Genomic DNA, 25248 nt, shown 5'->3' with positions numbered 1-25248 from the left:
ATGCGGGCGCGGCCCACTAGCCCGTCTCCAGTGTCAGGCGTACCCGTTCCAGGCGATGCCGCACATCTTGAGCAAGGTCCTCGACACCGGGCTTGTTGACCAGACCCATCACCGCGACCGGGTCCATGAAGCCGACCGTGCAGGTCCCGTTCTCGTTGTCCTGTACCAGGACGTTGCAGGGCAGCAGCAGCCCGATGTTCGGATCCGCCTCGATCGCCTGGCGGGCCAGGTTCGGGTTGCAGGCGCCGAGGATGCGGTAGGCCCGATGATCCAGGTCCAGTTTCTTCTTGAAGGCCGCGGCCACGTCGATCTCGCTGAGAATGCCGAAGCCTTCCTCGCCCAGGGCGGCCGTGGTGCGCTCGATCACCTGATCGATCGCGCCCGGCACGATCACGTTGAAGCCGTATTGAGGTTGTTCCATCGCGGGTCCTCCGTTCGTGGTGAGGTCGGGTTACGCCGACAGCGCCGGGGCGTCGGCGGATGGCCCGCCTCCCGGTGGGGGCGTGCGCCGGCGCTGATTCCAGGCGACCAGGAGTCCGAGGGCCAGCGCGGGGAGGTAGAACCAGTACGGACTCGGACGGTCGGTCGGCACCAGCACGCCGGTGATGGCCCAGCCACCCTCCAAGCCTACCCGGCCGGCCGGGCTGCCGAAAGCAACCGTTTGAATCTGCGCCTTCTGCGCGTCGGGATCGAAGCGCACGTCCAGGCCGGCATCGGCCAGGCGTTCGCGCGGGGCCAGATCCGGGCTGCCCAGTGGGAACATCACCGTGCGGGTGATCTCGCGGCCCTCCAGGTCGATGCCGGTGGCCTCCACGCGCAGCGAGTCACGATCGGGGATTGTCTCGACGACCTCCAGCAGGGTCTCCGGCGGCTGGTGCTCAAAGGGCGGTGCGATGCGGTCCATCAGTACCGTGGGCACCAGCAGCACAAAGGCCACCACCAGCAGGGCGCCGGATTCCCAGTAGCGGCTGCGGGTCAGGAACCAGCCCTGGGTGGCTGCGGTAAAGGCCAGGATCCCGGCCAGCGAGCCAAGGAATACCAGCGTCAGCTGGAACACGTTGTCCACACCGATCAGCAGCAACTGGCTGTTGAAGATGAAGAAGAACGGCAGTGCGATGGTGCGCAGGCTGTAGATAAAGGCCTGGATCCCGGTACGGATCGGGTCGGCCTTCGCGATCGCCGCGCCGGCGAACGAGGCCAGGCCCACCGGCGGCGTCACGTCGGCCATGATGCCGAAATAGAACACGAACAGGTGGGCCGCGATCAGCGGGATCAGGATGTCGTGCTGGGCCCCCAGATCGACGATGATCGGGGCCATCAGGGTCGCCACGATGATGTAGTTCGCGGTGGTCGGCAGGCCCAGGCCGAGCACCAGGCTGATCATTGCGGTCAGCACCAGTACCAGCAGCAGGTTGCCGCCGGACAGGGTGTCGACCAGGTCGGTCAGCACCAGCCCGACGCCGGTCATCGCCACGGTGCCCACGATAATCCCGGCCGCGGCGGTGGCCAGGCCGATGCCGATCATGTTGCGCGCGCCGGTCTCGAAGCCCTGGAACAGCTCCCATACCCCGACCCAGGTTGCCTGCAGCAGCCGGCCCTGACGCCGGAACAGCGCGACCAGCGGGCGCTGGGTCAGGACGATGAAGATCATGAAGGCCACCGCCCAGAACGCCGCCAGCCCCGGCGACAGGCGCTCCACTACCAGGGCCCAGACCAGCACCACCAGCGGCAGCACATAGTGCAGACCGCCCAGTACCGTGGGTAGCACGCGCGGCAGGGGTTGCTCGGTGTCCAGGGGTTCCGGCTCGGGTTCGCGGGCGACGATCCACAGCAGGATCAGGTAGGCGGCGAACAGCAGGCCGGCGATGATCCAGGCGGCGGCGTCGCCGGCCACCTCCTTGATCCAGCCAAGCCCCCAGTACACCGCGGCGGCCAGGATGATCAGGCTGGAGACGGTGATTCCGAAGCTGATCAGGCGCCCGCGCCAGGTGGTCACGGTGGCGCGCTGGAGCCCCTCCATGCCGTTCTTGCAGGCCTCCAGATGCACGATATAGATCAGCGCGATATAGGCGATCAGCGCCGGCAGAATCGCGTGTTTGAGCACCTCCACGTAGGGGATGCCGACGTACTCGACCATCAGGAAGGCGGCGGCCCCCATCACCGGCGGCATCAACTGGCCGTTGACCGAGCTGGCCACCTCCACCGCGCCGGCCTTGTGCGGCGCGAAACCGACCCGGCGCATCAGCGGCACGGTGAAGGTGCCGGTGGTGACCACATTGGCGATGGACGAACCGGAGACCACCCCGGTCATCCCCGAGGCCATCACCGCGGCCTTGGCCGGCCCCCCGCGCAGGTGTCCGAGCAGGGAGAAGGCCACGCGGATGAAGTAGTCGCCGGCGCCGGCGCGTTCCAGCAGCGCGCCGAACAGCACGAACAGGAACACGAAGCTGGTGGAGACCCCCAGCGCGATCCCGAACACCCCCTCGTTGGACAGCCACTGCTGCGCCATCGCGCGCGGGTAGCTGGCGCCGCGATGGGCGATCAGGTCGGGCATCAGCGGCCCGGCGAAGGTGTAGAACAGGAAGATCGCCGCGATGATGGTCAGCGCCGGGCCGAGCACGCGGCGGGTCGCCTCCAGCAGCAGGATCAGACCGATCCCGGCCATGACCAGGTCCAGCTCGGTGGGGGCGCCAGGGCGCGCCGCCAGCGCCTCGTGGAACAGGTAGAGGTAGAGCGCACTGAAGGCCGCGACCGCGGCGAATACCCAGTCGCCCAGGGGCACACGATGCACGGGGTCGTTCCCGCGCAGCAGGGGCCAGGCCACTACTACCAAAGCAATGCCCAGGGCCAGATAGACCTCGCCGAGGCGTTCAAGGCCCAGCAGCTGCCATAGCCCTAGTGCGATCAGGGCCAGGCCGCCGAGGGCATAGAGGATGCCGATCGCGTGCTGCCAGCCCTTGCCGCGGGCGGTGGGACGTACCGCGGGGAAGAGCAGGTAGCCGAGGAAGATCGCGAAGGCCAGATGGATGGAGCGGGCCTCGGTCTCGGAGACCACGAAGACATCCACCCAGTCGGCCATCGGCGCGGCGATCCAGATCTGGAACAGCGACCACGCGACGGCCGTGATCCAGATGAGACTGCGGGTCGCGCGGCCGGGGTGGCGGCCGCCGGTCTCCAGCTCGGCGACCTGACGGTCTTCCGGGCTGGCGGCATCCTGGGCTCGGGTATCAGTCATCGATCAGTCCTGCCTCGCGAAAGTAGCGTCGGGCGCCGGGGTGCATGGGCGCGGACAGGCCCTCGTCCACCATGCCCTCGCGTTCGAGCCCGCTGAAGGCTGGGTGCAGGCCGCGGAAGGTCTCGAAGTTCTCGAACACGGCGCGGGTCAGTTCAAAGGCGGCGGTATTCGACGTGCGGTCCGAGGTGACCAGGGTGGCACCCACGCCGTAGGTGCGGATGTCCTGGTCCTGCCCTGGGTAGGTATCGGCGGGGATCACGGCGGTGAGGTAGTAGGGGGTCGAGCGGATCAGCTCCTCGATGGCCGGGCCCTCGATGGAGACCAGGCGCGCATCGCAGGTGGCGATGGGCTCCTGGATCGCCGCCGAGGGGTGGCCGACGGAGAACACGAAGGCGTCGATGCGATTGTCGCACAGGGCCTGGGCCTGCTCGCGCGAGGGCAGCTCGCTGACCCGGCGGAAGGTATCGTGATCCCAGCCGAGCTTCTCCATCAGCTCTTCCATCAGGGTGCGCTGGCCGGATCCGGGGTTGCCGATGTTCACGCGCTTGTCCGGCAGATCATCCAGTCCGGCAATCTCCGCGTCGGGACGCACCACCAGGGTCAGGGGCTCCGGGTGCAGGCTGAACATGGCCCGCAGGTGCGTGGCCGGCCCGAAGGCCTCGAAGCGGCCGCTGCCGTGGTAGGCGTGGTATTGCAGATCCGACTGGGCCACGCCGAAATCCATGTCGCCGGAGCGCACCATGTTCAGATTGAACACCGAGCCCCCGGTGCTTTCCGCGGTGCAGCGCATCCCGTGTTCGTCGCGGCGGGTGTTGAACAGGCGGCACAGGTGCTGGCCGGCCGGGTAGTAGACCCCGGTGACACCGCCGGTACCGATGTTGATGAAGCGCTGCTCGGCCGCCGCCAGGGGCGCGAGCAGCAACAAAGCCAGGCTCAGGCCCAGGCTCAGGCCCAGGGCCGGCAGCCCGCGGGTCAGGCGACGTGTCGGGATGCGGTGCACGGCGGATCCTCGCATGTGTTCTCCCGGGAACAGGCGGTATCGCGAGTGTAGGGAATCGGGCCGTAATGTACACGCCCGCCGGTCCGGGTAACGCGGCAAGGTTTTTCTGGCTCTGCGGTCAAGCGGCGCGTAGGGTGAGGCCTCCATCCGACGCAGGCATTGCCCCATGTGGCTTGAAACCCGCTGTGACTTCGAATTCGAGATCCCCGTCCCGACACCGTTCGTGCTGATGCTGCGCCCGCGCAGCGGCCCGCTGCAGTGGATCGCGCGCGAGGAGTATCGCCTGGTGCCGAACGCCCCGGTGACCGAGTTCGTGGATGTCTACGGCAATCTCTGCCAGCGTCTGGTCGCGCCGCCGGGGCCGTTCTCGATCCACACAGCGGCCGAGGTGCAGACGGCCGATGCCCTGGATCGCGCCCCCGGCGCCCCGTTTGTCGAGGTACAGGCCCTGCCGGACGCGACCCTTGGCTACCTGCTGCCCAGCCGCTTCTGCGAATCGGACCGTTTCAATCGCATGGCGACCGAGATCACCGCCGGGCAGTGGCTGGGCTACGACCAGGTGGCCGCCATTGAGCAATGGCTGCGTGACCGCATCGAGTATCTTCCCGGCACCAGCGACATCCCGATCTCGGCGGTGGAGGTGAACCAGCGCGGGAGTGGGGTGTGCCGCGACCTGGCGCATCTGGGCATCGCCCTTTGCCGCAGTCTCAGTATCCCGGCGCGCATGGTGGTCGGGTATCTGCACGGCCTGCAGCCGATGGACATGCACGCCTGGTTCGAGGCCTTCGTCGGCGGTCGCTGGTACAGCTTCGATGCGACCCAGCCCGAGTTGCGGGGCGGCTATGTGGTGGTGGGCTATGGCCGCGACGCGGCGGATGTGGCGATCTACAACCAGTTCGGGCTCCCGGTCTACCCGGTCCGCCACGACGTGGATGTCCATCGCATCGAAGCACCCGCCTGACGCGCGCCGGGCGCGGTATTCCACGGTCACGGGAAGGGGCTTGAGCCGGCCCCGTCCGCGCCGAAGGGACCGGCATCAAAGTACTTGATCGGGCTCGCGAAACCCGCAATTTCGGAGCGTTCGCGAGGCGTCGTGGTGGGCGCCCCGGGAGCCGCCCGGTCTGAAAAGAGGGGCCGGATGACGTATGATAAGCGGCCTTTTTGACGGCAGTGCCGCCTTCCGGCGGGCGCGCCGCAATCCGCCGAATCCGAAGCCTTGAACGGGAGAACCGAATGTTTTCGATCGACATGAGTATCCACGGTTACGACGACGAACTCTGGGGCGCCATCAGCAAGGAAGCGCAGCGCCAGGAAGAGCACATCGAGCTGATCGCCTCCGAGAACTACACCAGCCCGCGCGTGATGGAGGCCCAGGGCTCCGTGCTGACCAACAAGTACGCCGAGGGCTACCCGGGCAAGCGCTACTACGGTGGCTGCGAGTACGTGGATATCGTCGAACAGCTCGCGATCGACCGTCTCAAGGAGCTCTACGGCGCCGACTACGCAAACGTGCAGCCGCATTCCGGCTCGCAGGCCAACGCGGCCGTGTACATGGCCCTGCTGCAGCCGCATGACACCGTGCTGGGCATGAGCCTGGACGCCGGTGGCCACCTGACCCACGGCGCCAAGCCGAACTTCTCCGGCAAGATCTACAACGCGGTGCAGTACGGCATCACCGACGAGGGCCTGATCGACTACGACGAGGTCCAGCGTCTGGCCACCGAGCACCAGCCGAAGATGATCGTCGCCGGCTTCTCCGCCTACTCGCGCGTGGTCGACTGGAAGCGTTTCCGCGAGATCGCCGATTCCGTGGGCGCCTACCTGATGGTGGACATGGCCCACGTCTCCGGCCTGATCGCCGCGGGCGAATACCCGAACCCGATCGACCACGCCCACGTGGTCACCTCCACCACGCACAAGTCCCTGCGCGGGCCGCGTGGCGGCTTCATCATCACCAAGGGTCAGCCGGAGCTGAACAAGAAGTTCCAGTCGCTGATCTTCCCGGGTACCCAGGGTGGCCCGCTGATGCACGTGATCGCCGGCAAGGCGGTGGCGTTCAAGGAGGCCCTGGAACCGGAATTCAAGACCTACCAGAAGCAGGTGATCGCCAACGCCCGCGCGATGGCCGAGGTCCTGGTCGAACGCGGCTACGACATCGTCTCCGGAGGCACCGACAACCACCTGTTCCTGCTGAGCCTGGTGTCCAAGGGCATGACCGGAAAGGCCGCGGATGCCGCGCTGGGTCGCGCCAACATCACGGTCAACAAGAACGCGGTGCCGAATGACCCGCAGTCGCCGTTCGTGACCTCCGGCATCCGCATCGGCACCGCCGCGCTGACCACGCGTGGCTTTACCGAGGCCGAGTCGCGCGAGCTGGCCGGCTGGATCGCCGACGTGCTGGACGACCACGAGAACGAGCAGGTGATCGACGCGACCCGCGACAAGGTCGTCGAGATCTGCCGCCGCTTCCCGGTCTACGGCGCGCCCGAATAATCTCGGCGAGTCACGGGTCGCGGGCGCGGGATGCGCTGTCCGTCCTGTCATGATCAGGATACCCGCGTGGTCGATTCGCGGGTGGCCGGCCCGGAGCAGGAACAGATCCGGCGCCGGCGCCAGTGCCGCGCCTGCGGGGCGCGCTTTACCACCTTCGAACGGGCGGAGTTCAGCCTGCCGCGGGTGGTCAAGCGCTCCGGCGAACGCGTCGCCTTCGACGAGGAGAAGCTGCGCAGCGGTCTGCGTCGGGCCCTGCACAAGCGCCCGGTGAAGACCGACGATGTCGAGCGGGTCATCGACGACATCAAGCGCCAGCTGTCCGCGCTCACCGCCCCCGAAGTGAAATCCGACCGGATCGGCGAAATGGTCCTGGCCGCCTTGCACGGCCTCGACCATGTGGCCTATATCCGGTTTGCCTCCATTTATCTCAGCTTCGCCAGCGTGCAGTCCTTCCGCGAGGCCATCGAACGGCTGGAGGAAGACCTCAGCCCGGAGATGCGCCGCTCGCAGCTGCGCCTGATCGACGAGGAGGCGCCCGGTCCTGCCCCGGAATCGGCGGCGGGCGGCCCGCAGGTGCCACCGGGGAGTGGTGACTCGTCCAGGGGGGAGTGATGGAAGCACCCACGACCGAGCAGGCGATCACGGACCGCCGTTACATGGCGCGGGCCCTGGAGCTGGCCGACTACGGCCGCTTCACCGCGGACCCGAACCCGCGGGTCGGGTGCGTGATCGTGCGCGACGGACGCGAAGTCGGCGCGGGACTGCACTGGAAGGCCGGCGAGGCCCATGCCGAGGTGAACGCACTGCGGGCGGCCGGCGAGGCCGCGCGTGGCGCAACCGCCTACGTCACCCTGGAACCCTGCAGCCATCACGGCCGGACTCCGCCCTGCACCGATGCCCTGATCGGCGCCGGGGTAGCCCGGGTCGTGATCGCCATGCAGGACCCCAACCCGCAGGTCTGTGGCGGCGGGATCGAGGCCCTGCGGGCAGCAGGTATCCCGGTCGACAGCGGCGTGCTGGAGGCCGAGGCGCGTGCCCTGAATCCCGGATTCGTGCGGCGCATGGAGCAGGGACGCCCCTGGGTGCGCGTCAAGCTTGCCGCGAGCCTCGACGGGCGTACCGCCATGGCCTCCGGCGAGTCGCAATGGATCACCGGCGAGGCGGCGCGCCGCGACGTCCAGCAGTGGCGGGCCCGCGCGGGCGCGATCCTGACCGGCAGCGGCACCGTGGTCGCCGACGACCCGCGCCTGAACGTGCGCATGAAGCCGTTCGACCTGGCCGCCCATGCCGGATTTCCGGACGACCCCCGCTATTACGACCTGCCGGGACGTCAGCCCCTGCGGGTGATCCTGGACGCCCGCCTGCGGACGCCGCCGGGCGCGCAGATCCTGCGCGAGGGACCGGTCTGGATCCTCACGGGGCCCGATGCCGCGGACTCGCCGGCCGCGGACACCCTGCGCGGCCGAGGGGCGGAGGTCCGGCCCGTGCCGTTGGCGGAGGAATCCGCCGAGGGCGGGCTGGATCTGGGCGCGGTGCTGGCGGAGCTGGGCCGCGCCGAGGTCAACGAGCTCCACGTGGAATCCGGACCGGGTCTGGCCGGCGCGCTTGCGCGCGGTGGCTGGGTCGACGAATGGCTGATCTACCAGGCCCCCCTGCTAATGGGCTCCAATGCTCGCCCTCTGGTCGAGTGGCCGCTGGCCCGCATGTCCGAGCGCGCCGAACTCGAGATCGTCGATTCCCGCTGGGTCGGCGAAACCCTGCGCCTGCGCGCCCACCCGCGTTCGTGAAGGCCGATTTCACCACGAAGCACACGAAGGCACGAAGAAGGTCAAAGGCGATTCACAGGAAGATGGGAAGATCGGAAGGGTTTTTCGGTAAAGAAGAATAGGGGGTGGTCATGGCCTGCCCATGCGAGGCCGATGTGTACCCCGTTTCAAACCCAATCATCCTTCCAGTCTTCTTATCTTCCTGTAGATCGTCCTTGACCTGTCCCTTCTTCGTGCCTTCGTGTGCTTCGTGGTGAACAAGGGTTTTCCGTCTAGGAACCGGGCAAACGTCCGGGGCGTGGTGCGAACTCATTAGGGTTTCCCTATGATGGGCGGCGAGCAGCCCGGCGCGGTTCGTGCGGGCACCCCGGAACGAGCGGACGTCCATGTTTACCGGAATCATCGAGACCCTAGGCAGCCTGGAGCGCCAGACCCCCAGCGGTGGCGACGTGCGGCTGCACGTGAACGCGACCGGGATGGACCTGTCGGACACCCGGCTGGGGGACTCGATCGCGGTGAACGGGGTCTGCCTGACGGTGACCGACCTGGCGGGCAGCGGCTTTGCCGCCGATGTCTCGCGCGAGTCGCTGGAGGTGACCACGCTGGGCCATCTCGAACCGGGGGACCGGGTGAATCTCGAACGGGCGCTGGCCCTGGGCGACCGCCTGGGCGGGCACATGGTGTCCGGGCACGTCGACGGCGTCGGCGAGGTGGTGGCGATGGAGCCCGATGCGCGCTCGACCCGCGTGCGCTTTCGCGCGCCACCGGCACTGGCCCGCTACATCGCGGCCAAGGGCTCGATCACCATTGATGGCACCAGCCTGACCGTGAACCGCGTGGACGGCGCCGAGTTCGAGGTCAACATCATCCCGCATACCTGGTCCCTGACCCGCTTCGCCGTCTATACGGTGGGCACCCCGGTCAACCTCGAGGTCGACCTGATCGCCCGCTATCTGGAGCGTCTGATGCTGGGCGAGCGGGCGGCCGAGCCCGGCGCGCAGGCGGGCGACCTGTCGGAGGCCTGGCTGGCTGAACAGGGCTTTCCCAATCAATCCGGGCCGCGCGACTGAACGCACGGCCCCCGACCGAAGGCACGCATGGAATTTTCCAGTACCGAAACCATCCTCGAGGAACTGCAGGCCGGACGCATGGTGGTCATCGTCGACGACGAGGACCGCGAGAACGAGGGCGACCTCTTGATGCTGGCCTCGCACGCGCGGCCCGAGGACATCAACTTTATGGCCAAGTACGGCCGCGGCCTGATCTGCCTGACGCTGACCCGCGAGCGCTGCAAGCAGCTGGCGCTGCCGCTAATGGTGACCGACACTAATGACGTGCACGGCACCAACTTCACGCTGTCGATCGAGGCCGCCGAGGGCGTGACCACCGGCATCTCGGCCTATGATCGCGCACACACCATCCGGACCGCGGTCGCGCCCAACGCGAAGCCCGAGGATATCGTCCAGCCGGGGCACGTGTTCCCGCTGATGGCACAGCCCGGCGGGGTCATCGTGCGCGCCGGCCATACCGAGGCCGGGTGCGATCTGGCGCGCCTGGCCGGGGCCGAACCGGCGGCGGTGATTGTCGAGATCCTGAACGAGGACGGCAGCATGGCGCGGCGTTCGGATCTCGAACGCTTCTGCGCCGAGCACGATCTCAAAATGGGCACCATCGAGGACCTGATCCGCTATCGCATCGAGAACGAGAAGACCGTGCGTCGGGTTTCGGAGCGTCCGTTCCCGACCGAGCATGGCGAATTCCGCCTGCTGGCGTTCGAGGACGAGGTGGATCACGAGCTGCATTTCGCGCTGGTGCGCGGGGAGCCGAAGCCGGACCAGGAGACCCTGGTGCGTGTCCACCTGGAAAGCACGCTGTACGACACGCTGGGTTACGCCGGTCCGGATCGTGGCTGGCCGCTGGACGATGCCCTGCGCCGGATCGACGCGGCCGGCGAGGGTGTGGTGGTGGTGCTGCGCAAGCACGAGAGCCCGGAGGCCCTGGCCCAGCGTCTGGAGCATATCGGCCAGCCGGCGCCGGAAGAGCGCAGTGGGCGGGAGAACTCCGCCGAGTGGCGCATGTATGGCATCGGGGCCCAGATCCTGGCCGACTGTGGCGTTGGCCGCATGAAGCTGATGTCCGCACCCAAGCGTTTCCACGGCCTCGGCGGCTTCGGCCTTGAGGTGGTGGACTACGTCCACGAGTAGCCCCCGGCCGCCTGCCTCGTGGTGGCTGGCCATGGTTCGTCGCTCGGTGTTTACGGTGCCTTCGGTCCGCAACCTGCCAGGCGCTGATTCGCCAGCGCGCCGCGAGGTCCTTTCTTGCTTGCCCAAGAAAGGACCCAAAGAAGGGCACCCGGATTTCGCCCGGGAACCTCGCTCCGGACGTGCTGGGCCGGCGGCGCTGAACTCGCTGCGCCTGCGGCTCCGCTCAGACATCCAGCGCCCCGAATTTATGGAAAACGGGCCGGCCCATCACGCCCTCCGCGAGGGGCTCCATACGGGAGGCGAAGGTCAAAACCAGCGGTCTTCACACACTGCGGCTTAGCACGGGCATTGCCACCCGAAAGCCCCCGGCGCCCCGGCGCCCGCTGGCGGGCGCGGCACGCAACGGCCAAAGGCCGAGCGAGCCCAGGATGTCCGAAGGCCCAGCCAACATCCACTAGCTATATCGCTGGACTAGCCGTTGTTTGGACCTGCCTCCCCGTTGTCGTCGCGCCGAGCGGAGAGGGTTTTCGCGGGAGACAAGGCGCTGGATGTCTGAGCGGAGCCGCAGGCGCAGCGAGTTCAGCGCCGCCCGCGAAAACCCTCGAAGCGAGGGAAGCCCCGGCCCGCGCAGCGGGCCGGGGTCGCGGCAGTCGGGCGTGTTTCTTGGGTACTTCTTTGCACGAGCAAAGAAGTACCTCGGGGCGCGCTGGCGAGTCAGCGCCTGGCAGGTTGCGGACCGAAGGCACCGTAAACACCGGATGCCGAACCAGGACCTGCCACCACGAGGCAGGTGGCCAGACGAAAGCACGGTAAACACCGAACGATGAACGAAGGGTAGACATGACCGGGCAGGACCCCGGGCCGAGGCCACTGAAAATACTGGCGCCAAATGCAGGGCCAGTCAGCGGTATGGCAGGCGGCCCGTCGCCCGATTCGTGCGGGCGCGCTCTACCGCGCGGGTTCGCGGTGCTACACTAGGCGGCCTTTGCAACTCGGCCCCGCGGGTCGGCCCCGAACGGCCGCCTCGTCTCCGTCTCAATCGGAATGAAACCATGCACGACATCAAGACCCTGGAAGGCGTATTCACCGACGCCGCCGACCATCGCTATGGCCTGCTGCTGGCGCGTTTCAACAGCCTGATCGTCGAGCGCCTGCTGGAAGGCGCAGTGGATACCCTGAAGCGCCATGGCGTGCAGGAAAAGAATCTGACCATCGCCCGTGTGCCGGGGGCCTACGAGCTGCCGCTGGCGGCGCAGGCGATGGCGCGTTCCGGGCAGTATGATGGGGTCATTGCCCTGGGCTGCGTGATCCGTGGCTCCACCCCGCATTTCGACTACGTCGCCGGCGAGGCGGCCAAGGGCCTGGCCCAGGTGCAGATGGCCGAGGACCTGCCGATCAGCTTCGGTGTTCTGACGACGGACTCCATCGAGCAGGCGATTGAACGCGCCGGCACCAAGGCCGGCAACAAGGGCGCGGATGCCGCGATGGGCGCGATCGAGATGGTCAGCCTGATGCGGCAGCTGCGCGGCGGCGCCTGAGCGAGCACGAAACCGACGTGACCGAACCTGGCAATCCCTCCCAACCCGACCGTCCGGCCGCCAAGGGCGCGGGCGGCGCCCGCGCCAAGCGCCCGCGCAGCACGCCCGAGCAGCGGGCGCGCCATGCGCGCTCGTTCGCGCGGCGCCGCGCCATGCAGGCGCTCTACTCCTGGCAGATGACCGGCGCCCACCCCAAGGACATCCTGGCCGAGTTCCGTGACGACGAGGAACACGCCAAGGCGGATGCCGAGTATTTCCGCGAACTGCTGATCGGCGTGACCCGCGACCGCGAGGCCCTGGATGCCCGCATGGAGCCGTACCTTGGCCGCCCGCTGGACCAGCTCGACCCGGTGGAGCATGCCTTGCTGTGGCTGGGTCAGTGGGAGCTGGCCGAGCGTATCGAGGTGCCCTACCGCGTGGTGATCAACGAGGCCGTGGACCTGGCCAAGCGCTACGGTGCGGAGCAGTCGCATCGTTACATCAACGGTGTGCTGGACCGGCTCTCCGCCGAGCTGCGCGGTCCCGAGCGCGCCACGCCGCGCTGATCTCGCGAGGCTCCGCAGCACGGCCATGGCCGGCACCGACTCCGAGTTCGACCTGATCCAGCGCTATTTCGGTGCGCCGTCGGCGGACGTGAACGCCGAGGGCGTTCGGCTTGGCATCGGGGACGATGCCGCCCTGTTGGCTGTGGCGAGCGGCCACGAGCTGGCCGTCACTGTCGACACCCTGGTTGAGGGTACCCATTTTTTCCCCGATCACCCGCCGGCGAGCGTCGGGCACAAGGCCCTGGCTTCCAACCTCAGTGACCTGGCCGCGATGGGGGCCGAGCCGCTGGGCGCGCTGCTGTCGCTGACCCTGCCACGGGTCGATCATGACTGGCTGGCGGGTTTCAGCGAGGGCTTCCTGGCGCTGGCCGAAGAGGTTGGTATCCCGCTGGTAGGCGGGGATACCAACCGGGGCCCTCTGGCAATCAGCGTGACCGTGCTGGGTACCGCGCCCGCGGGCCAGGCCCTGCGCCGGGCCGGGGCCCGGCCCGGCGACCGACTGGTGGTATCCGGTGCGTTGGGCGGGGCGGCCTTCGGGCTTGCCCACGAGACCGCCCGGCGGGCGCGGGGCGCCGCGGGCGCGGCTCTGCCCGCCGATGCCCGGGAGCCGGCCTGCGACCGGCTGTTCTGGCCCCGGGCGCGGCTGGCCCTGGGGCGCGGCCTGCGGAACCGTGCCCGGGCGGCTATCGATATTTCCGACGGCCTGCTGGCGGATCTCGGGCACCTGTGTGCCGCGTCGGGCTGTGGCGCGCGGGTCGACTGGCCCGCCGTCCCCCGCGATCCGTTGCTGGCACAGATCCCGGACGATCAGGCCCGCGAGTATGCGCTCGGCGGAGGCGAGGACTACGAACTGCTGTTCGCACTGCCGGCCGGGGAATCGCTGGATCTGCTGGCCTTCAGCGTGGATGTGCCGCTGACCGTGATCGGGGAATGCACGGAGGGTGACGCGGTGGTCGTCGAGGACGCGGACGGGCGGCGACTGGACGTGACGCGGGCGGGGCACGATCATTTCGCGGACACCGAAGAACACTAGGGACAGGGTAGCCATGACGGAGCAGAAGAACCGCAAACCGCAGATGCCATCGGCGAAGACCGTATTCGGCGATCCGATCCACCTGCTGGCCTTCGGCTTCGGCAGCGGCCTGTCGCGCTGGGCCCCGGGCACCACCGGCTCGCTGGGCGCGCTGGTGCTGTACTTCGCGATCATGAATTTCCCGGAATGGGCCTACATCGCCGTGACCGTGATCGTGGTCATGGCCGGCTTCCACATCTGTGGCGAGAGTGCCCGCAAGCTCGGTGTGCACGATCACCCGGGCATCGTCTGGGACGAATGGGCGGGCATGCTGATTACCCTGGCCTTTGCCCCCGCGGGGCTGATGTGGGTGGTGGTCGGCTTTCTGCTGTTCCGGATTTTCGACATCCTCAAGCCCTGGCCGGCGAACTATTTCGACCACAAGTGGCAGGACGGCCACGGGATCATGATGGACGATGTGGTCGCCGGCCTGTACGCAGGCTTCGCCCTGGTGATCCTGGGCGGGTTGTTCCAGCAACTGGTGGTCGAGGCGTAGGACAGCGCTGGGGTGGGCCCGGGTGTGAACGGGTCGGCAGAGTCGCGCGATGACGGGAACTCGTGCGGATACGGCAACGCCTCAGGGTCAGATATCCACCAAAGGAGTGTGTGGCATGAAGATCTCCATGCGTCATTGGCTTCAAGTCTTGTTCGTGAGTGCCCTCCTGGCGTCTGGCGGCGCCCAGGCGCAGCCGGCGGGCGGGCCGCCTTCGGGCGCCCCGGGCGCCAGTGGCGACACGCCGGCCGCTGGCGACCTGCCACCCGGACACGGCGGTACTCCGCCCGGGCAGCGCCGCGGCGACCCGCGCCCCGATCGGGGGCCCGACCTTCCGCGGGCGCCGGATCCGTCCTCGCCGCCGTCCCCGGACGACGCGCCGCTGCCGGACCCGTCCGATCTCCCCGAGCCGCCCACCCCGCCGAGCCCGGATCTCCCGGGGCTCTGACCGAGCGCGGCGGATCCGCCCTGCGCACGTGTTCCCGGGGTGGGGCGGTCTCCGTTTGACCGTGTAGTGGTCAATTCATTTCGGACGTCCCGATCGGTGCTCCCGTCCTTCGCTCAGTGGGAGGTCGTTGGGGTACACACAGGCCGGCTGGATGGGAATGGCCCCCAAGTGCACCGACTGGTCGGTTACTTCGCCTGGCGGCCGAGCGTGCGCAGCTGCTGCAGCCAGCGCTCGCGCGCAGCCGCGTTGCCGCCGTTCTGGCCGATCAGGGTGTGGCGGACGGGGCCGAAGCCACAGAAGCGCAGGATGTTCCGCTCCAGGCTCTTCAGGCTGTGGGCGCCGAACCACCAGCGGTAGGCGAGGGCCGGCATGCCCATGGTGACCACGATGCGTACGGAACGGCCCTTCAGCCGCGTGTGGCGCAGACGGTTCATGTCGCCATCGGCGACAAAGGCTGGCCTGAGGGTCTGTTCCAGGAAGGCCTTCACCCCGGCCGGCATGTCGCCCAGCCACAGCGGGTAGATCAGCACGATGTGGTGGGCGGCCTCGATCAGGGCCTGGGCCTCGAGGATCGCGGGCGGGACGCTTGCGTCGAGGAACTCGGCCTGGCTCCTGAGCAGCGGGACATCACGATGGGTGATGGTGTAGGTGTCCACCGCGAAGCCGCCCTGTTCGGCCCCCTCGCGGTAGGCGTCGGCGAGCGCGTGGTCGAGATGGCCGCCGGCCGGGTCCGGGTGCCCCTGGAGGATCAGGATTCGCGTCATGCGTTGGCCCTCGTGATGGCTGAGCCCGTTTCCCAAGCGTAGCCCAGCCGGCGGACGCGGTGGTTCCGGTACGGGCCGTGGTGTGAGGGGGCGGTTGGTTGGCCGCCAAAAACGCCTCCGGAAACCGGTTCCCTGGCACGAGGGTCTTGCCTACCATAACGGGGTGCGCTGCGGTGGCTTGTAGCGTCGGGACGCGGAGGCGAAATGGCATTCGATCCGGTTGTGCTGTTCTTCCTGCTGGGGGCGATCGCGGGTCTGGCGAAGTCGGACCTCAAGATCCCGATGGCGATCTACGAGGCGCTGTCGATCTACCTGCTGCTGGCCATCGGCCTGATGGGCGGGGTCAAGCTGGCGGAAAGCGAGTTGCTTCCGTTGCTGCTGCCGGGCCTGGCGGTGCTCGCCGTGGGTTCGCTGATCCCGCTGATCGCGTTTTCGGTGCTGTACCTTCTCGGGCGGATGCCGCGGGCGGATTCGGCTTCCATTGCGGCCCACTACGGTTCGGTGTCGGTCGTGACCTTCTCGGTCGCGGTCGCGTTTCTGGCGTCCCGGGGTCTGGACTACGAGGGGCACATGGTGGTGTTCCTCGTACTCCTGGAGATGCCGGCGCTGGTCATCGGGATCCTGCTGGCGCGCATGGGCAGCCGGGGCCCCACTCGCTGGGGCAAGACCCTGCACGAGGTCATCTTTGGCAAGAGCATCTTCCTGCTGGCCGGTGGACTGGTGATCGGGTTCGTTGCCGGCCCGGATCACATCGAGCCGCTGGAGCCGATGTTCTTTGATCTGTTCAAGGGGGTGCTGGCGTTGTTCCTGCTGGAGATGGGGCTGGTGGCCTCCAGCCGCATCGCGGATGTCCGCCAGTACGGGCTGTTCCTCATCGTCTTTGCGATCGTCATGCCGATCGTCTCCGCGATCCTCGGGATCCTGCTCGGATGGGGCCTGGGCATGAGCCTGGGGGGCACGCTGCTGCTGGCCACCTTGTATGCCAGTGCGTCGTACATCGCGGCGCCGGCCGCGATGCGCATTGCCGTGCCCAAGGCCAACCCCGCGTTGTCGATCGGGGCCTCGCTGGGTGTGACGTTCCCGTTCAATATCTTCCTGGGTGTTCCGCTGTATTTCTGGATGGCCCAGACCCTTTATTCGCTCGGAGGCTAGCTCGATGCAAGGCGATGACATGTACCTGCTGACGGTGGTGGCCGAGGCGATCCTGGAGGAGATGCTGATCGACGAGGTACGCGCCATGGGGGCGGCCGGCTACACGGTGACCGACGCACGCGGCTGGGGCCGGCACGGCAAGCGCCGGGGCAACTGGCGGGCCGGCGGCAACATCAAGCTGGAGGTCGTGGCCTCGTCGGAGCTGTGCGAGCGGATCGCGGCCCGGTTCAAGGAACAGTACGAGTCGGACTATGGGTTGCTGATGTTTACCGTGCCCGTCGACTTGAAGAATTGATCCGGCCGGACAGTCAGGCAGCCTCCACGAAGTGAAGTGCTTCACGAAATTCCGGGGAACTCGCCCGTGCGCCTTGGGGGCCGCGGGGCCCGGCTGCTATCACCGGGGGCCTGAACCAATGGCTTCACGGCCGCAAGGAGTTTCCCATGACCCGGTTTCGCAGTACCGCATTGATCATTGCCCTTGGCTCGCTCTTCGCCGTGGGAACGGCCCATGCCCAGGCGCAGCAAGGCGGCCAGCAGGGGGGCATGGGCCAGGGTACACCCCCCGCCGAGCGGGGTGCCCCTCCGGCGGGCGGGCAGGACACCCCGGGGCACGGCGGCATGCCGCGCGGCCAGGGCCAGGAGCACGGTCAGGGTATGCCGCGCGGCCAGGGCCAGGAGCGTGGTCAGGGCATGCCCCCAGGGCAGCCACAGCAGGCACCCGGCCAGCCGCCGGGCCAGGGACAGCAGGCCCCGGGCCAGATGGAGCGCGGTGGTCAGCCGGCCCCCGGTCAGGGCGGCGCGCCGACCGCGCCTCAGGGGCAGGGCCAGCCGCCCGGTGGCCAGGGGCAGCCGCAAGGACAGGGGCAGCCCCAGGACGCGCCGCCGCTGGGCCAGCAGCGTCAGCCCCGCGGCGCGGATGCGCCTCCGCTGGGGGACCAGACCCCGACGCGGCCGGACACCGGTAACCGCCCGGCCGAACCCGCCGATCCGGCAGAGCCGGCGGACCCGGCGGACCCGGCAGAAATGGGCAATCTCCCGCCGGTGGACTGATCGCGGTGGCCCGGGACATCGCGCTTCGTCCGGGAGGGCCCGAAGCGGGCCCTCCTTACGTCCGGGCGAGGATGCGGTAGGGCCCGGGATGCCCGTCGCGGCCGGACTCGACCAGGGCAATCGTGTCCGTCGCCCAGTGCAGCGGCGTTTCGATCCGCTCCCGGGCGGGCGGCGCCGCGTGGCGGCGCAGCGAAACGTGCGGCCGGAACGGGCGGGGCGGGCCGGTGTCGATGCCGCACTCCCGGCAGAGGGCATGGGCCCGATCCGCGAGGTCCAGGAGGGCCGCCGGCGGATCGTCGGGGCCGACCCAGGTGATGCGCGGCCGCGCGAAGTGCCCCAGTCGGTCCAGGGTCAGTTCCAGTGGGTCGCTGGCGAGGCTCCCGAGGTGACCGGCCAGGCAATCGGCCTGCCCGGCGGGAACTGTGCCGGCGAAGGCCAGCGTCAGATGCAGATGTTCGGGCGGGATCGGACGGCCGGGACCATCCAGGGTGCGTCCCAGCCGATCCAGTCGTTCGCGTGTGGCCGTGTCGGGCCACAGGGCGAGGAAGACTCGTCGGAACTCGGGGGCCTCGGCCACAGCGGCGGGTTCAGGTGCGTGGTCGCGGCAGATTTTCGCGCTGACGGCGTTCCCACAGGGTCTTGCGGCTGATGCCCAGCGCCCGCGCGAGTTCCGTTTCGGTCATGCGGTCCTGGTTCTCCTGCACGAACTGGCGGAAGTACTCGTTCAGGCTCGAGCCCCGGGGTTTGCGGCGCGTCGGGAAGGCCGGGTTGGGGTGTTCCCCGGCCGCGCCGGTGTCCGGGGCCTCCAGGCCCATGTGCTCCGGCGCGATGTGTCCATCGGGGCAGAGGACCCATCCGCGCTCCAGGGCATTGGCCAGTTCGCGCACGTTGCCCGGCCAGTCCTGGGCCTCCAGGGCATCCCGCGCCGCTTGCGTCAGGCGGGGGACCGTTCCCGATCCGGCCAGCCCCTCGAGGAAATGCTGCGCCAGCGGCAGGATGTCCTCGCGCCGCTCGCGCAGGGGCGGGATCGCCAGCTCCAGTACCCGCAGGCGGTAGTAGAGATCGGCCCGAAAGGCCTGATCCTCGATCATGCCCTCCAGATCGCGATGGGTCGCGGCCAGCAGGCGCACGTCGACCTTCTGATTCTCGTTGGCGCCCACCGGACGGATCTCGCCGTCCTGCAGTACGCGCAGCAGGCGCGCCTGGGCCGCCGGCGCGAGTTCGCCGATCTCGTCCAGGAACAGGGTGCCGCCATGGGCGCTCTGGATCAGGCCGGTGCGGGCCTTGACCGCCCCGGTGTAGGCGCCCTGGGCGTGCCCGAACAGCTCGGCCTCCACCAGGCCCTCCGGGATGGTGGCGCAGTTGACGGCCACGAAGGGCCCCCCGGCGCGCGGGCTCAGTTCATGCAGGGCGCGTGCGGCGAGCTCCTTGCCGGTGCCGGATTCCCCCCGCAGCAGCACGGTGGAGTGCGTGGCCGCCACGCGCCGGATCTGGTCGCGCAGCCGCTGCATCGCGGGGCTGTCGCCGATCAGGCCCAGGCCCGGGTGACTGAGGGTTTCGGTCCCGGCGTCGGGCGGCTCGGGCGGGAGGCGGTCGCGCGCCTCGCGTTCGCGCAGGGCGGCGCGCAGGGTCAGCAACAGTGCGTCGTGGTCGAAGGGCTTGGCGATGTAGTCGGCCGCGCCCTCTTTCATCGCGTTCACCGCCGAGGGGACCGATGCGTAGCTGGTCATGATGACCGTGGGCGAGCGGGTGAACTCGGGCAGCAGCTCGATGCCCTCGCCGTCCGGCAGGCGCAGATCCACCAGCTGGAGGTCGTAGGGGTCGGCCGCGGCCAGGGCGCGCGCCTCGGCCAGGTTCTCGGCCACGCCGACCTCGAAGCCGTGATGCTCCAGGAACCGGCGCACGGCGCGGCGGATCGGGGCTTCGTCGTCTACGAGCAGGATGCGGGTCATCGGTCTTGGTGCGGCAGCATGAGCAGGAATCGGGCCCCACCCTCGGGGCGGTTGGCGGCCATCAGGGTACCACCGTGGTCGCGCACGATGCTGTAGGCCACCGGCAGGCCCAGGCCGGTGCCCTGACCGGCCGGCTTGGTGGTGAAGAAGGGCTCGAACAGGCGTTCCAGGCTGGATTCGTCGATCCCGGGGCCGGCATCGTCGATGGTGATCTGGATGTGGCGGCCATGGACGCGCGCGGCGATCACGACCGTGGAGCCCTCGGGCGAGGCCTGCTCGGCGTTGGTCAGCAGGTTGATGAAGACCTGCAGCAGCGTGGCATGCGACCCGCGGACATGCAGCCCCTCCAGGCCGGTGGTGGAGAACTGCAGGTCCTTGCGCCCGGCCAGGCGCGTCAGGCGAATGGCCTCGGCCAGGAGTTCGTCCAGCGCGATGGTCTCGAAGTGCCCCGCGGACGGCCCCTCGTCGGCGTGGGCGAAGGTGATCAGGGACTGCACGATCGCATTGATGCGCCGGGTCTGCGCGAGGATGTCGTCGGCGATGCCGCGGATCTCGTCGGGATCATCCTCCAGCGGCAGGGTCTGGGCCAGCGAGGCGATCCCGGTCAGCGGATTGCCGATCTCGTGGGCGACCCCGGCGGCAAAGCGGCCGATGGAGGCCAGGCGGTCGCCGTGGGCGATCTCGGACTCGAGCTGGGCGCGCTCGGTCACGTCCTCGATCAGGACCACGCGCCCCTCCACCTGGCCATGGGCATCCTGCAGCTCGGAACGGTGCAGGTTCAGGCGGCGATTGCCGGCGGGCAGATCCACGTTCAGCTTGTACCACTGCCGGTCCGGGCTCTCGAGGAAGGCCGTCAACAGGCCGCTCCAGGGGCTGTCGAGCCGGCCGATGTTCTGGCCCACGGCGTCCTCGGTGGCCACACCGGTGAGTTGCGCCAGCGCCTGGTTCCAGCCGGTAATCTCGCCGCTATTGGTCAGGCTGGCCACCCCCAGCGGCAGCTCGTGCAGGATCTGGCGATGAAAGCGGCGCAGGGCATCCAGTTCGGCGGCCAGACCGGACAGTGGCAGGGAACGGGTCTCCAGCTGCTCCTCGATGCGCCGCAGGCTTTCGCTGAGTGTCTGGCGGCCGGCGGCATCCAGGCGCAGGTGCTGGTCGACGATCATGCGCGCGAGGACCGGCCCGAGCAGACCGGACAGGTTGCGCTCGATACGTTCGCGCAGGTGGCGCAGGTCGCTGCGCGAGCGCGTGTGCCGCGGCAGGCCGAGGTCGTCAAGCGCGCGCTGGACCTCGTGATGCGCGGCACCCGGCCCCAGGGTGGCCGCCAGGGCGGTTTCCATCTCGGTCACGTCGCCAGCCAGGGGCAGGCCGGCCCCGGCCCCGGTGGACTCGTTGGGGCAGCAGGCTCGGCCGGCCTCGATCTCCTCGCGGTTGGGGCGGGTCAGCAGCGACCCGATCACGAACAGCAGGGCGTTGATGCCCAGGCTCAGCATCAGGGCGAAGGTCCACGGGTCCAGCATCCCGGCCAGCAGCCACTGTTGCGGGTCCGGCAGTCCGGTGGCGATGCCGGCATCCGACAATAGCGGCATCACCAGGGTGAAGGCCCAGCCGGCGATGCCCGCGGCCAGTCCGAGCAGGAAGCCGACCCGGGTCGCCTGCTTCCACAGCATCAGACCGATCAGGCCCGGCAGCAGCTGGGCCACCGCGGCGAACGAGATCAGCCCCAGCTGCGCCAGCCCCTCGACCACCTGCAACAGGCCGTAAAAGGCATAGCCCAGTCCGATGATGAACACGATCCAGATGCGCCGCCCCCAGAGCAGGCGGGTATAGATGTTGGCGCTGCGTTCCTCTTCGTGCAGCCGGGTCAGCGGCGAGAGGTAGTTGGTCCCCATGTGGGCCAGCGCAAGGGTGGTCACGATCATCATGGCGCTGGCGGCGGACAGCCCGCCGATAAAGACCAGCAGCGCCAGGCTGGGCGACTCCAGCAGTCCGGCGATCCCGATGGCGTAGTAGTTCGGCGAGATGCCGAGGCCGGCCGCCTCGCCGGCCCAGTAGAGGATCGGCATCGGCAGGTTCAGCAGCAGCAGGAACGCCGGGAAGGCCCAGGCGGCGGTGGTCAGGGCCTGGGGGTTGATGTTCTCGGTAAACAGCATGTGGAACTGGCGCGGCAGCAGGAAGGCCGCGGCAAAGGCGAGAATCATCATCGCGAACCAGCCACCCTCGCGCACCGGGGCGTACAGCGCATCGACCGCCTCGGGATGCGCGGCCAGCCAGTCGTCGAGGCCGGCGAAACCGCCGAACACCGCGTACAGGGCCACCGCCGCGATGCCGAGGATGGCGATCAGCTTGACGATGGATTCGAAGGCGATGGCCAGCACCAGGCCGGCGTGCTTCTCGCGCGGGGCGATGTGGCGGGCCCCGAACAGGATCGCGAACAGTGCGATGGTGGCGCTGAAGGTCAGGGCGAGCAGGTGGGGCGGGGTTTCCGCGGTCAGGACCGCGGCGGACTCGGCCACCGCCTTGATCTGCAGGGCGATGTACGGAAGCACGCCGGCCAGCATGAACAGGGCCACCACCGGTCCGGTCAGGCGACTGCGGTAGCGAAAGGCGAACAGGTCGGCCAGTGAGGTCAGTTGCTGTTCGCGGGTCACGCGCAGGATCGGGCGCAGCAGCCAGGGCGTGGCGGCGAAGGCCAGGGTCACGCCCAGGTAGATTGTCAGGTACAGATAGCCCTGGTCGGCCAGGAAGCCGAGGTTGCCGTAGAACGTCCAGGAGGTCGCGTAGACCCCCAGCGACAGGCTGAAGACCCAGCTGTTCGCCGCCAGCCGGCCGACCCGGGGGACGCGGTCGGCCAGGAAGGCGATGCCGAACAGCAGGGCCAGGTAGGCCACGCCCACCGCATAGAGCAGGCCGAGGCTAAGGGTCACGACGACCGCCCCGGCTCAGGGCCGCGATGGCCAGGATGAAGACTGCCCAGGCGGCGAACGGCCACCACCAGGCGGGGCTCAGGTGGGCGACCCAGATCACCAGCGGGCTCAGGAACAGCAGGGCCCCGAGGAGGGCGATCAGGATGGCGCGCGGGGCGTCCATGGTCAGATGTTCCCCCGTGCCGGGCCGCTGCGGGGCACGGGTTCCTGCGGGGCCTTCCGGATTGGCGCGCGGCGGGATAGCATGCGGCGAGTCTACACCGCGGCGGTGGCTCCGGGCAGCGCGGCGTGCAGCGGCAGATATGCCGCGAGCGGCCGGCGCCGTAGCGGTTCCAGGGCCTCCGCCAGCTGGGCACCGGGCGCGTCCGGGGCCTGTCGGTCGGAAGGCGCGAGTCCGATCTGCCCCAGGGTGTCGGCGAGGTGGCGCCGCGCCGCATCCGCTCGAATCCCTGTGGCACCCGTGGCCTTGGCGAGTTTGTCGCCGCCGGGCGCGACCAGCACCGGATGGTGGGCATAGGCTGGCGGGGGGTGTCCCAGTGCCCGGTAAAGCTGCATCTGGCGCGGTGTAGAGCCCAGAAGGTCGATCCCGCGGACCACATGCGTGACGCCCAGGTCGAGGTCATCGACCACGGTGGCGAGCTGGTAGGCCACGATGCCGTCCGCGCGGCGGATGATGAAGTCACTGCCCAGGGCCTCCAGGTCGAAGGCGACCGCACCGAGAAAACGGTCCTCGATGGTCCAGTGGCGCCGGCTGGCGCGGGCGCGAAGGGCGCGGGGCTCGCGACCGGGCGGCAGGCCGTGGCGGCAGGTGCCCGGATAGACGGGGCCTTCCCAGCCAGGGTGGCCGTGGGTAGCCAGGTCCTTGCGGGTGCACCCGCAGGGGAAGGCCCGGTCGGTGTCCATCAGGGTATCCAGGGCCCGCTGGTAGGTGGGGCCGCGCTGGCCTTGCCAGACAATCGGTCCGTCCCAGCCGAGGTCGAAGGCCTCGAGGGTGCGCAGAATGGCATCGGCCGCCCCCGGGCGAACCCGGGGGGCGTCGATGTCGTCGATACGCAGGTGCCACTCGCCATTGGCACTCCGGGCGTCCAGCCAGGAGATGACGGCGGCCAGCAGGGAGCCCGCGTGCAGCGGGCCGGAAGGGGTCGGGGCAAACCGGCCGACGTAGCCGTCGACCGGGGACTGCGGTTCGGGCGTGGGGGTCACGGCCCGGCCGGGATCAGGCGCGCTGCTTTTCCTTGATCTCGTCGAGCTGCTTGCAGTCGATGCACATGGTGGCCGTCGGGCGGGCCTCCAGGCGACGAATGCCGATCTCCACGCCGCAGGTCTCGCAGTAGCCGTAGTCGTGGGTCTCGATCTTGCGCAGGGCCTCGTCGATCTTCTTCGACAGCTTGCGCTCGCGGTCGCGGGCCCGCAGTTCCAGACCGAATTCTTCTTCCTGGGTGGCGCGGTCGGCCGGATCGGCGAAGTTGGCCGCGTCCTGGCGCATGTGCCCCACGGTGCGATCGACTTCCTCCGCCAGTTCCTGGCGCCATGCCCGCAGCAGGCTGCGGAAATGGTCCAGCTGATCCGGATTCATGTACTCTTCGTCCGGCTTCGGCTCGTAGGGCGCAATGCCCCCGGCGACCATGTGCTGGGTGGAGGGCTTGTCGGTCTTTTCGTCTGCAGCCATGCGGGCTTTCTCCGGCTGGAAAAATGAGGCGCACTTAGTACCAGAGTCGGACGGGGCGGGCAAGTCCCGTGCCATGACGGTTTGCGCCCGGTCGCCTCCGGACCTGCAGGGGCTGCGAGCGGCGGGGCACTGTTTTCAGCGAGATACGAGAAGGGACCGAGAATCACGATGGCGGAATTGCAGGCACTGATCTTTGACGTCGACGGCACGCTGGCGGACACCGAGCGGGACGGTCATCGGGTGGCGTTCAACAAGGCGTTCGCGGACGCGGGCCTGGACTGGGACTGGAGTGTGGCGCGCTACGGCGAACTGCTGCGGGTCACCGGCGGCAAGGAACGCATTCGCCAGTACCTGTCGGAAGATCATCCCGAGGCTCTCGAAGAGCCGGGGATCGATGCCCGCATCCGCGAGTTGCATGCGGCCAAGACGCGTCACTACGTGGCCATGCTGGAGTCCGGCGCGATCCCGTTGCGCCCGGGCGTTCGCCGCCTGCTGGACGAGGCGGAGGCCGAGGGACTGCGCCTGGCCATCGCGACCACCACCACCCCCGAGAACGTGACCGCGCTGCTGGAGGCCACGCTGGGAAACGCGGGGCCGTACCGCTTCGAGGTGATCTCCGCCGGGGACGTGGTGCCGGCCAAGAAACCCGCGCCGGATATCTTCACCCATGCGCTGGAGGCGATGAACCTGCCCGCCAGCGCCTGCCTCGCCCTGGAGGATTCCGACAACGGGGTCCGGTCCGCGTGCGGCGCCGGGCTGGAGGTGGTGGTCACCACCAACGACTACACCCGGGAACAGGACTTCGAGGGCGCGCTGGCGGTGCTGGACGGGTTCGGCGAGCCGGACGCACCGGCGAGGGTTCTGGCCGGTCCCGCGTTGCCGGGCCCGGCGGTGGATGTGGCCACGTTGCGGTCCTGGCACGCCAGCGCCCAGTCGTAGCGGG

The 25248-nt window shown here is 69.0% G+C and carries 26 protein-coding genes and 1 pseudogene; 15 read left to right on the top strand and 12 right to left on the bottom strand.

All coding sequences use genetic code 11. The features are described 5' to 3' along the window. Positions 1-16 precede the first annotated feature (16 nt). The 3 genes from F793_RS0105015 to F793_RS0105005 are packed head-to-tail and all read right to left on the bottom strand — an operon-like array spanning position 17 to position 4250. Positions 17-421: a DUF302 domain-containing protein gene (locus F793_RS0105015; protein ID WP_018867836.1), complete on the bottom strand. Its 405-nt coding sequence runs from the start codon at positions 419-421 to the stop codon at positions 17-19. Between the two features lie 30 nt (positions 422-451). Then, entirely contained in the window at positions 452-3235 is a 2784-nt protein-coding gene (locus tag F793_RS0105010) for a TRAP transporter permease (protein ID WP_018882712.1), read from the bottom strand. Next, a complete protein-coding gene (locus tag F793_RS0105005) occupies positions 3228-4250 on the bottom strand; it encodes a TAXI family TRAP transporter solute-binding subunit (protein ID WP_018882713.1) in 1023 nt (340 codons plus the stop codon). Before F793_RS0105005 ends, F793_RS0105010 begins: the two co-directional genes overlap by 8 nt. 151 nt (positions 4251-4401) lie before the next feature. Between F793_RS0105005 and F793_RS0104995 the strand changes: the two genes are divergently transcribed. The 4 genes from F793_RS0104995 (at position 4402) to ribD (ending at position 8515) form a co-directional block, all read left to right on the top strand. Further along, positions 4402-5196, top strand: coding sequence for a transglutaminase family protein (locus F793_RS0104995; RefSeq protein WP_018867833.1), 795 nt, complete (start codon positions 4402-4404; stop codon positions 5194-5196). 272 nt (positions 5197-5468) lie between these two features. After that, a complete protein-coding gene (gene glyA / locus F793_RS0104990) occupies positions 5469-6728 on the top strand; it encodes a serine hydroxymethyltransferase (RefSeq protein WP_018867832.1) in 1260 nt (419 codons plus the stop codon). Positions 6729-6758: 30 nt separating this feature from the next. Further along, complete coding sequence (gene nrdR, locus F793_RS0104985; RefSeq protein ID WP_026279321.1) at positions 6759-7340, top strand: transcriptional regulator NrdR; 582 nt, start codon at positions 6759-6761, stop codon at positions 7338-7340. Beyond that, a complete protein-coding gene (ribD, locus tag F793_RS0104980; RefSeq protein WP_018867830.1) occupies positions 7340-8515 on the top strand; it encodes a bifunctional diaminohydroxyphosphoribosylaminopyrimidine deaminase/5-amino-6-(5-phosphoribosylamino)uracil reductase RibD in 1176 nt (391 codons plus the stop codon). Before nrdR ends, ribD begins: the two co-directional genes overlap by 1 nt. A 52-nt stretch (positions 8516-8567) precedes the next feature. Here ribD and F793_RS13980 read toward each other — a convergent pair whose 3' ends face one another. Beyond that, on the bottom strand, positions 8568-8807 hold the full coding sequence (locus F793_RS13980; RefSeq protein WP_155985266.1) for a hypothetical protein: 240 nt from the start codon (positions 8805-8807) through the stop codon (positions 8568-8570). Positions 8808-8880: 73 nt separating this feature from the next. Here F793_RS13980 and F793_RS0104975 point away from each other — a divergent pair, with 73 nt between their 5' ends. Beyond that, positions 8881-9564, top strand: a complete 684-nt coding sequence (locus tag F793_RS0104975) for a riboflavin synthase (protein ID WP_018867829.1) — start codon at positions 8881-8883, stop codon at positions 9562-9564. A 27-nt stretch (positions 9565-9591) separates the two neighbouring features. Then, positions 9592-10698, top strand: a complete 1107-nt coding sequence (gene ribBA / locus F793_RS0104970) for a bifunctional 3,4-dihydroxy-2-butanone-4-phosphate synthase/GTP cyclohydrolase II (RefSeq protein ID WP_018867828.1) — start codon at positions 9592-9594, stop codon at positions 10696-10698. A gap of 223 nt (positions 10699-10921) precedes the next feature. Here the strand turns inward: ribBA and F793_RS14140 are convergent. After that, positions 10922-11149: pseudogene (locus F793_RS14140) on the bottom strand (hypothetical protein). Positions 11150-11750: 601 nt separating this feature from the next. Between F793_RS14140 and ribE the strand changes: the two are divergent. The 5 genes from ribE to F793_RS13605 all read left to right on the top strand — a co-directional run bounded on the left by ribE (position 11751) and on the right by F793_RS13605 (position 14794). Beyond that, the gene (ribE, locus tag F793_RS0104965) at positions 11751-12236 is read left to right on the top strand and encodes a 6,7-dimethyl-8-ribityllumazine synthase (protein WP_018875807.1); all 486 of its coding nucleotides are present in this window, start codon (positions 11751-11753) and stop codon (positions 12234-12236) included. Between the two features lie 17 nt (positions 12237-12253). Beyond that, positions 12254-12781 carry a transcription antitermination factor NusB gene (gene nusB / locus F793_RS0104960; protein ID WP_018881511.1) on the top strand — a complete coding sequence of 176 codons (528 nt, stop codon included), beginning with the start codon at positions 12254-12256 and terminating at the stop codon, positions 12779-12781. A gap of 25 nt (positions 12782-12806) precedes the next feature. Continuing rightward, complete coding sequence (thiL, locus tag F793_RS0104955) at positions 12807-13814, top strand: thiamine-phosphate kinase (RefSeq protein ID WP_018882714.1); 1008 nt, start codon at positions 12807-12809, stop codon at positions 13812-13814. A 13-nt stretch (positions 13815-13827) separates the two neighbouring features. After that, positions 13828-14349 (top strand): phosphatidylglycerophosphatase A, encoded by a 522-nt coding sequence (locus F793_RS0104950; RefSeq protein WP_018881509.1) that lies wholly within the window; start codon positions 13828-13830, stop codon positions 14347-14349. A 115-nt stretch (positions 14350-14464) separates the two neighbouring features. Next, entirely contained in the window at positions 14465-14794 is a 330-nt protein-coding gene (locus tag F793_RS13605) for a hypothetical protein (RefSeq protein ID WP_081618705.1), read from the top strand. Positions 14795-14979: 185 nt separating this feature from the next. On the opposite strand, the gene F793_RS0104945 is transcribed toward F793_RS13605, so the two are convergent. Then, on the bottom strand, positions 14980-15558 hold the full coding sequence (locus tag F793_RS0104945; RefSeq protein ID WP_018882715.1) for an NAD(P)H-dependent oxidoreductase: 579 nt from the start codon (positions 15556-15558) through the stop codon (positions 14980-14982). Between the two features lie 204 nt (positions 15559-15762). Between F793_RS0104945 and F793_RS0104940 the strand changes: the two genes are divergently transcribed. The 3 genes from F793_RS0104940 (at position 15763) to F793_RS0104930 (ending at position 17760) form a co-directional block, all read left to right on the top strand. After that, the gene (locus tag F793_RS0104940) at positions 15763-16710 is read left to right on the top strand and encodes a sodium-dependent bicarbonate transport family permease (protein WP_018882716.1); all 948 of its coding nucleotides are present in this window, start codon (positions 15763-15765) and stop codon (positions 16708-16710) included. 4 nt (positions 16711-16714) lie between these two features. Continuing rightward, complete coding sequence (locus F793_RS0104935; RefSeq protein WP_026280909.1) at positions 16715-17005, top strand: nitrogen regulatory protein P-II; 291 nt, start codon at positions 16715-16717, stop codon at positions 17003-17005. A 146-nt stretch (positions 17006-17151) separates the two neighbouring features. Continuing rightward, the gene (locus F793_RS0104930; protein WP_026280806.1) at positions 17152-17760 is read left to right on the top strand and encodes a hypothetical protein; all 609 of its coding nucleotides are present in this window, start codon (positions 17152-17154) and stop codon (positions 17758-17760) included. Between the two features lie 55 nt (positions 17761-17815). On the opposite strand, the gene thpR is transcribed toward F793_RS0104930, so the two are convergent. The 6 genes from thpR to dksA form a co-directional block, all read right to left on the bottom strand. Beyond that, complete coding sequence (thpR, locus tag F793_RS0104925; protein WP_018881506.1) at positions 17816-18337, bottom strand: RNA 2',3'-cyclic phosphodiesterase; 522 nt, start codon at positions 18335-18337, stop codon at positions 17816-17818. A 10-nt stretch (positions 18338-18347) separates the two neighbouring features. Then, positions 18348-19712, bottom strand: a complete 1365-nt coding sequence (locus F793_RS0104920; RefSeq protein ID WP_018875799.1) for a sigma-54 dependent transcriptional regulator — start codon at positions 19710-19712, stop codon at positions 18348-18350. Beyond that, positions 19709-22636 (bottom strand): sensor histidine kinase, encoded by a 2928-nt coding sequence (locus F793_RS0104915; RefSeq protein ID WP_018882718.1) that lies wholly within the window; start codon positions 22634-22636, stop codon positions 19709-19711. The genes F793_RS0104920 and F793_RS0104915 overlap by 4 nt, the downstream gene beginning before the upstream one ends. Beyond that, positions 22626-22799 (bottom strand): hypothetical protein, encoded by a 174-nt coding sequence (locus F793_RS14070; protein WP_018866931.1) that lies wholly within the window; start codon positions 22797-22799, stop codon positions 22626-22628. The genes F793_RS0104915 and F793_RS14070 overlap by 11 nt, the downstream gene beginning before the upstream one ends. A 92-nt stretch (positions 22800-22891) precedes the next feature. Continuing rightward, positions 22892-23839, bottom strand: coding sequence for a tRNA glutamyl-Q(34) synthetase GluQRS (gene gluQRS / locus F793_RS0104905; protein WP_018882719.1), 948 nt, complete (start codon positions 23837-23839; stop codon positions 22892-22894). A gap of 13 nt (positions 23840-23852) precedes the next feature. Next, positions 23853-24305 carry an RNA polymerase-binding protein DksA gene (dksA, locus tag F793_RS0104900; RefSeq protein WP_018866929.1) on the bottom strand — a complete coding sequence of 151 codons (453 nt, stop codon included), beginning with the start codon at positions 24303-24305 and terminating at the stop codon, positions 23853-23855. Between the two features lie 168 nt (positions 24306-24473). Here dksA and F793_RS0104895 point away from each other — a divergent pair, with 168 nt between their 5' ends. Next, positions 24474-25244, top strand: a complete 771-nt coding sequence (locus F793_RS0104895) for an HAD family hydrolase (protein WP_018882720.1) — start codon at positions 24474-24476, stop codon at positions 25242-25244. Positions 25245-25248: the final 4 nt, after the last annotated feature.

This window comes from Thioalkalivibrio sp. ALE22, from assembly GCF_000381445.1.
Lineage (GTDB): Bacteria > Pseudomonadota > Gammaproteobacteria > Ectothiorhodospirales > Ectothiorhodospiraceae > Thioalkalivibrio.
The sequence above is the reverse complement of the archived record's forward strand: the minus strand, read 5'-3'. Positions and strand labels throughout refer to the sequence as shown.

What these genes read in the sequence shown, in the direction of transcription:
- F793_RS0105005 (WP_018882713.1), bottom strand. Translation starts at nt 4,250, where the DNA reads ATGCGAGGATCCGCCGTGCACCGCATCCCGACACGTCGCCTGACCCGC.
- F793_RS13980 (WP_155985266.1), bottom strand. Translation starts at nt 8,807, where the DNA reads ATGAGTTCGCACCACGCCCCGGACGTTTGCCCGGTTCCTAGACGGAAA.
- nrdR (WP_026279321.1), top strand. Translation starts at nt 6,759, where the DNA reads ATGCGCTGTCCGTCCTGTCATGATCAGGATACCCGCGTGGTCGATTCG.
- F793_RS0104995 (WP_018867833.1), top strand. Translation starts at nt 4,402, where the DNA reads ATGTGGCTTGAAACCCGCTGTGACTTCGAATTCGAGATCCCCGTCCCG.
- ribBA (WP_018867828.1), top strand. Translation starts at nt 9,592, where the DNA reads ATGGAATTTTCCAGTACCGAAACCATCCTCGAGGAACTGCAGGCCGGA.
- F793_RS0104920 (WP_018875799.1), bottom strand. Translation starts at nt 19,712, where the DNA reads ATGACCCGCATCCTGCTCGTAGACGACGAAGCCCCGATCCGCCGCGCC.
- F793_RS0105015 (WP_018867836.1), bottom strand. Translation starts at nt 421, where the DNA reads ATGGAACAACCTCAATACGGCTTCAACGTGATCGTGCCGGGCGCGATC.
- F793_RS0104895 (WP_018882720.1), top strand. Translation starts at nt 24,474, where the DNA reads ATGGCGGAATTGCAGGCACTGATCTTTGACGTCGACGGCACGCTGGCG.
- glyA (WP_018867832.1), top strand. Translation starts at nt 5,469, where the DNA reads ATGTTTTCGATCGACATGAGTATCCACGGTTACGACGACGAACTCTGG.
- F793_RS14070 (WP_018866931.1), bottom strand. Translation starts at nt 22,799, where the DNA reads ATGGACGCCCCGCGCGCCATCCTGATCGCCCTCCTCGGGGCCCTGCTG.
- ribE (WP_018875807.1), top strand. Translation starts at nt 11,751, where the DNA reads ATGCACGACATCAAGACCCTGGAAGGCGTATTCACCGACGCCGCCGAC.
- F793_RS0105010 (WP_018882712.1), bottom strand. Translation starts at nt 3,235, where the DNA reads ATGACTGATACCCGAGCCCAGGATGCCGCCAGCCCGGAAGACCGTCAG.
- F793_RS0104930 (WP_026280806.1), top strand. Translation starts at nt 17,152, where the DNA reads ATGACCCGGTTTCGCAGTACCGCATTGATCATTGCCCTTGGCTCGCTC.
- F793_RS13605 (WP_081618705.1), top strand. Translation starts at nt 14,465, where the DNA reads ATGAAGATCTCCATGCGTCATTGGCTTCAAGTCTTGTTCGTGAGTGCC.
- F793_RS0104935 (WP_026280909.1), top strand. Translation starts at nt 16,715, where the DNA reads ATGCAAGGCGATGACATGTACCTGCTGACGGTGGTGGCCGAGGCGATC.
- F793_RS0104975 (WP_018867829.1), top strand. Translation starts at nt 8,881, where the DNA reads ATGTTTACCGGAATCATCGAGACCCTAGGCAGCCTGGAGCGCCAGACC.
- F793_RS0104950 (WP_018881509.1), top strand. Translation starts at nt 13,828, where the DNA reads ATGACGGAGCAGAAGAACCGCAAACCGCAGATGCCATCGGCGAAGACC.
- F793_RS0104940 (WP_018882716.1), top strand. Translation starts at nt 15,763, where the DNA reads ATGGCATTCGATCCGGTTGTGCTGTTCTTCCTGCTGGGGGCGATCGCG.
- F793_RS0104945 (WP_018882715.1), bottom strand. Translation starts at nt 15,558, where the DNA reads ATGACGCGAATCCTGATCCTCCAGGGGCACCCGGACCCGGCCGGCGGC.
- dksA (WP_018866929.1), bottom strand. Translation starts at nt 24,305, where the DNA reads ATGGCTGCAGACGAAAAGACCGACAAGCCCTCCACCCAGCACATGGTC.
- ribD (WP_018867830.1), top strand. Translation starts at nt 7,340, where the DNA reads ATGGAAGCACCCACGACCGAGCAGGCGATCACGGACCGCCGTTACATG.
- thiL (WP_018882714.1), top strand. Translation starts at nt 12,807, where the DNA reads ATGGCCGGCACCGACTCCGAGTTCGACCTGATCCAGCGCTATTTCGGT.